At 65.0% G+C, this 5541-nt stretch carries 6 protein-coding genes; 5 read left to right on the top strand and 1 reads right to left on the bottom strand.

Annotation, left to right across the window (positions count from 1 at the left end; translation table 11 throughout):
• Window positions 1–78: 78 nt before the first annotated feature.
• Window positions 79–519, bottom strand: a complete 441-nt coding sequence (fliW, locus tag IE100_RS08260; RefSeq protein ID WP_189373629.1) for a flagellar assembly protein FliW — start codon at window positions 517–519, stop codon at window positions 79–81.
• 98 nt (window positions 520–617) lie between these two features.
• Between fliW and IE100_RS08255 the strand changes: the two genes are divergently transcribed.
• The 5 genes from IE100_RS08255 (at window position 618) to argS (ending at window position 5472) form a co-directional block, all read left to right on the top strand.
• Window positions 618–1454 carry a ferritin-like domain-containing protein gene (locus IE100_RS08255; RefSeq protein WP_189373628.1) on the top strand — a complete coding sequence of 279 codons (837 nt, stop codon included), beginning with the start codon at window positions 618–620 and terminating at the stop codon, window positions 1452–1454.
• Between the two features lie 4 nt (window positions 1455–1458).
• Window positions 1459–1674 (top strand): hypothetical protein, encoded by a 216-nt coding sequence (locus tag IE100_RS08250; protein ID WP_189373627.1) that lies wholly within the window; start codon window positions 1459–1461, stop codon window positions 1672–1674.
• A 155-nt stretch (window positions 1675–1829) separates the two neighbouring features.
• Window positions 1830–2249 carry a hypothetical protein gene (locus IE100_RS08245; protein WP_189373626.1) on the top strand — a complete coding sequence of 140 codons (420 nt, stop codon included), beginning with the start codon at window positions 1830–1832 and terminating at the stop codon, window positions 2247–2249.
• Window positions 2250–2270: 21 nt separating this feature from the next.
• Entirely contained in the window at window positions 2271–3620 is a 1350-nt protein-coding gene (gene trhP / locus IE100_RS08240) for a prephenate-dependent tRNA uridine(34) hydroxylase TrhP (protein WP_189373625.1), read from the top strand.
• A 133-nt stretch (window positions 3621–3753) separates the two neighbouring features.
• The gene (gene argS, locus IE100_RS08235) at window positions 3754–5472 is read left to right on the top strand and encodes an arginine--tRNA ligase (protein WP_189373624.1); all 1719 of its coding nucleotides are present in this window, start codon (window positions 3754–3756) and stop codon (window positions 5470–5472) included.
• Window positions 5473–5541: the final 69 nt, after the last annotated feature.

The following is a 5541-nucleotide window of genomic DNA, read 5'->3' as shown; positions in this document are numbered from 1 at the left end:
AGGCGGTTTTTTCATGGTGGCGGGCGCAAGGTTGGCCGCAAGCGTTGCGGCCAACCTTGCCCTGCGCCGCGATCCGGCTCAGCGGTTGTGGAACACGATGTCGCAGGCGAGACCGGTTTTCTGCAGCGCCTTCTGCGTTGCCAGATTGATGATCAGCGGGTTGCGGACATTGGCACGCAGCTGCGACAGCGCCGGGTTGGCCTCGTCGTCCGGCAGCTCGCGGTAGATGGTCAGCAGGATGGCGGCGTCTTCCTGGCGGCTCAGCGCCAGCGCCGCGACCTCGTCCTGGTTCAGTTCGATCTCGTAGCGGATGCCGAGTTTCTGCGGGTCGGTCACGCTGAACAGCACGTCGGGGTTGTCCAGCGACTGCATCCAGAACACGCTGGGGTTGTTGCTGTCGGCTTCGTGGAACAGCTTGAAGCGGGTGCAGTTCTCGAAGGCGGGCAGGCCGGCCTCGAAGGTGATGATGGTGTTTTCATCGACTTCGACCTGGCCGAGCAGGCTGGAATTGAACAGCATGGTGCGTCTCCTCATGACATCGTGAACCGGCATTATGCAATAGCCGCGGGCGTTGTTGGCTGACAAATGTCAGCCGGCAACGGGTAAAATGCCGCGCCATGACTTCCTCTCTCTATCCTGCCGTCTATCGGGCGCTGTGCAGCAGCGATATCGACGCCAAACCGCGGCTCGCTAGCCAGTGTCATCAGCAGTGGCTGGACGGGCGGCTGCCGCGCGAGACGGATGCGCTGCCCTTGCCGCATCCGCTGCCGGCACCGGGGCGTCCGGTGCGGCCGCAGCTGGTGTCGCCGTTCGAGGTGCCGCGTCAGGGGCTGGGCAGCGTCGCCGGCCGCGCCGGCCTGATCCACGCCATCGCCCATATCGAGTTCAATGCCATCAATCTGGCGCTGGACGCGGTCTGGCGCTTTCGCGACATGCCGGACGCCTTTGTCGAGGACTGGCTGCGGGTGGCGGCGGAAGAGGCGACCCACTTCAACATGCTGCGCGAGCGGCTGCAGCAGTTGGGTTTTGACTACGGCGATTTTGTCGGCCACAACAGCCTGTGGCAGATGGCGGTGGACACCGACCACGACGTGATGGTGCGCATGGCGCTGGTGCCGCGGGTGCTGGAGGCGCGCGGCCTCGACGCGGTGCCGCCGATCCGGAAAAAGCTGGCGGCGCTGGGCGACGCCGAGACGGTGGCGATTCTCGACCGGATCTTCGAGGACGAGATCGGCCACGTGCAGATCGGCAACTACTGGTTCACCACGCTGTGCGACGCGCGCGGCATCGAGCCGCTGGCCTGCTTCCGCCAGTTGCTGATCGACTACGAAGTCGATACCCTGCGCGGTGCTTACAATTGGGAGGCGCGCCGGGCGGCGGGCTTCAGTGAATTCGAACTGGCGATGCTGGAAGACTTTGCCGTCACCCGGCGGCGCCTTTCAGCCGGAGCGTAATACCATGCTGCAACAACTGTTTCGTTACCTGTGCGCACGCCGGCCGCTGGCCATCGGCTGCATGATCATCGGCAGCCTGCTGTTCGTGCTGGCTTCTGCACTGCAACAGGCGGCGGCCGGCAGCGTACCGATGCTGCTGCTGTCCATCGTGCTGATGGTGCTGGGCGTGGCCGGCCAGATGCTGGGCCTTCTGGCGTTCATGCGCGGTGGAAAACGCTAAAAATGCTACAAAAACAGTAACTTGATGTCGCTGTTGTGCGTTGTGGCCGGCTTGACGCTGTGCAGGGCGGCGCGCATAATCGCAGCGCAACAAAAATTCTTCAAAAGGCTCCGTCGCGGGGCCTTTTGCTTTGGCTTGATCCGGGACAATCAGACATGGATGCACAGGCGTTTCTGCTGCAGCTGGAAAGCAATACCCTGCCAGCGGCCGAGTTCAATCATCGCGCGCACCTGCTGGCGGCGTGGTCGTACCGCCAGTTTTATCCGGCGCGCGAGGCGGCGGCCCGCTGCGCGCGCGCCTTGTCGCGCTACGCGATGGCCCAGGGGGCGGCGGAGAAGTACCACCACACGCTGACCATGGCCAGCCTGACCTTGGTGTACGACCGTCTCGACGCCATGCCGGAGTGCCTGGACAACTGGCCGGATTTTGTTGCGGCCAACCCCGACCTCGTCGACGGCCTGCCGGCGCTGCTGCGGCAGCACTATTCCGAACACAAACTCAACGACGACATCGCGCGCCGGGCTTTTGTCGAGCCCGACCTCGCGCCGCTGCCGATGTCCTGTCTGTTGCACTGAACCACTGAAGAAGCCTCCCCGATGAAAGCTCCCGAGCTGCTACTGCCTGCCGGCACGCTGGACAAGATGCGTGCCGCCTACGATTTTGGTGCCGATGCGGTGTACGCCGGCCAGCCGCGCTACTCGCTGCGCGCGCGCAACAACGACTTCAAGCTGGAAGAACTGCGCATCGGCATCGAAGAAGCGCACGCGCGCGGCAAGAAGCTGTTCGTGGCCAGCAACATCCTGCCGCACAACAGCAAGATCAAGACCTACATGGCCGACATGGAACCGGTGATCGAGATGAAGCCGGACGCGCTGATCATGGCCGACCCCGGCCTGATCATGATGGTGCGCGAACGTTGGCCGCACGTGCCCATCCACCTGTCGGTGCAGGCCAATACCACCAACTACATGGGGGTGAAGTTCTGGCAGAAGATGGGCGTGGAGCGCATCATCCTGTCGCGCGAGCTGAGCCTGGACGAGATCGCCGAGATCCGCCAGCAATGCCCGGACATGGAGCTGGAGGTGTTCGTGCACGGAGCGCTGTGCATTGCCTACTCCGGCCGCTGCCTGCTGTCCGGCTACTTCAACCACCGCGACCCGAACCAGGGCACCTGTACCAACGCCTGCCGCTGGGACTACAAGGTGCACGACACCCAGGGCGACGACGCCGGCGACGTGAAACCGCAGAAGATCGACTTCGACTTCGGCAAGGCGCTGGAAGAAGCCAACCAGAGCTTTTCCTCCTGTGGTAGCCAGCAACGCCACCCGCTGGCCGACAAGACCTATCTGATCGAGGAAGCCAACCGCCCGGGCGAGATGATGCCCATCATCGAGGACGAGCACGGTACCTACATCATGAACTCCAAGGACCTGCGCGCCGTCGAGCAGGTGGAGAAGCTGGTCAAGATCGGCGTCGACTCGCTGAAGATCGAAGGCCGCACCAAGAGCCTGTACTACGTGGCGCGCACCGCGCAGACCTACCGCCGCGCCATCGACGACGCGGTCGCCGGCCGTCCGTTCGACTACAGCCTGCTGGCCGAGCTGGAAGGCCTGGCCAACCGCGGCTACACCCCGGGCTTCCTGGAGCGTCACCAGACGCAGGAACACCAGAACTACCTGTCCGGCCATTCCATCGCCAAGCAGAGCCAGTACGTCGGCGACGTGACGGAAGTGGACGCCGACGGTTGGGCGACCATCGACGTGAAAAACCGCTTCGCCGTCGGCGACCGCGTGGAAATCATCCATCCGAGCGGCAACCGCACCGTGGAGCTGACCGCGATGACGCGCAACGGCGAAGCCGCCAGCGTGGCACCGGGCAACGGCGTGAAGGTGAAGATCCCCGGCATGGCCGGCATGGAGAAGGCGCTGCTGGCGCGCCTGTTCTGAGCCGTGCCCCCGCCGCTGCGGCCAACCTTTGTGGTGCAAAGGTTGGCCGCAGCCACGGTTAGCCCGTACAATTTGTGCATTGCATCCCAGCCGGGCGCCCCTTGCGTCCGGCCTTTGATTTTTCAGGACCGATATGACCATTCAGCAACTGATCAATGACCGTGTAGTGGCCGCGCTGGCCGCCGTCGGCGTCGAGGGCGCCAATGCTGCCATCCAGACCGCTTCCAAGCCGGAATTCGGCGACTATCAGGCCAACGGCGTGATGGGCGCGGCCAAGGCGCTGAAGACCAACCCGCGCGCGCTGGCGGAGCAGGTGGTGGCCAAGCTGGACCTGGCCGGTATCGCCAGCAAGATCGAGATCGCCGGCCCCGGCTTCATCAACATCCACCTCGACCCGGCCTTCGTCGCCGCGCGCCTGCAGACGGCGCTGCACGACGACGCGCTGGGCATCGCCAAGGCGGCGCCGCAAAAGGTGATGGTCGAGTACTCGTCGGTCAACCTGGCCAAGGAAATGCACATCGGCCACCTGCGCGGCGGCATCATCGGCGACGCGCTGGTGCGGGTGAACAGCTTCATCGGCCATGACGTCATCCGCCAGAACCACGTCGGCGACTGGGGCACCCAGTTCGGCATGCTGGTGGCGCACATGGTGGAATCGCGCGCCGCGGGCGAGGCGGAGCTGGAGCTGAAAGACCTGGACGTGTTCTACAAGCACTCCAAGAAACGTTTCGACGAGGACCCGGCCTTCGCCGACCTGGCGCGCGACTACGTGGTGCGCCTGCAGTCGGGCGACGCCGAGGTGCTGGCGCTGTGGCAGCAGTTCGTCAAGCTGTCGCTGGCGCACTGCAACGCCATCTACCGCAAGCTGGGCCTGCTGCTGACCGACGACGACGTGCGCGGCGAGAGCTTCTACAACGACGACCTGCCGGTGCTGGTGGAAGAGCTGCGCCAGCAGGGCCTGCTGACCGAGAGCCAGGGCGCGCAGGTGGTGTTCCTCGACGAGTTCAAGAACAAGGAAGGCGAGCCGGCAGCCTACATCGTGCAGAAGCAGGGCGGCGGCTACCTGTACGCCACCACCGACCTGGGCGCGATCCGCTTCCGTACCCGCGTACTGGGGCTGGACCGCTGCCTGTACGTGGTCGATTCGCGCCAGAGCCTGCACTTCCAGCAGCTGTTCACCACCGCGCGCAAGGCCGGCTTCCTGAGCGCCGACGCGCAGTTCGAGCATATCGGCCACGGCACCATCATGGGCCCGGACGGCAAGCCGCTGAAAACCCGCTCCGGCGACAGTGTGAAGCTGGTCGACCTGCTCAACGAGGCGGTCGAGCGCGCCTACGCGCTGGTGTCGGACAAGAGCCCGGAGATGGCGGAGGGCGAACGCCGCCAGATCGCCGAGGCGGTGGGCATCGGCGCCCTGAAGTACGCCGACCTGTCCAAGAGCCGCAACACCGACTACATCTTCGACTGGGACGCGATGCTCAGCTTCGAGGGCAACACCGCGCCCTACCTGCAGTACGCCTACACCCGCGTGCAGAGCGTGCTGCGCAAGGCCGAGGACTACAATCCGGCGGCCGCCATCGTCATCGGCGAAGCGGCGGAGAAGCAGCTGGCGGTGGCGCTGACCCAGTTCGAGGACGTGCTGTTCACCGTGGCCGACGGCAGCCAGCCGCACCACCTGTGCAGCTACCTGTACAGCGTGGCGACGCTGTTCTCGCGCTTCTACGAAGCCTGCCCGATCCTGAAGAGCGAGGGCGAGGTGCGCCACAGCCGCCTGCAACTGGCGGCGCTGACCGGCAAGACGCTGAAAACCGGCCTCGGCCTGCTTGGCATCACGGTGCTGGAAGCGATGTAAGGCGCGCCGTGTCGACCAAGGTTGGCCGCAAGGCCGGCCTTGTGCCAGGCCAGCCCATGAAAAAACCCG

The sequence above is a fragment of the Vogesella alkaliphila genome (genome assembly GCF_014652475.1).
GTDB lineage: Bacteria > Pseudomonadota > Gammaproteobacteria > Burkholderiales > Chromobacteriaceae > Vogesella > Vogesella alkaliphila.
Note: the sequence above shows the minus strand (reverse complement) of the source record. Positions and strands in the feature narration are given on the sequence as shown.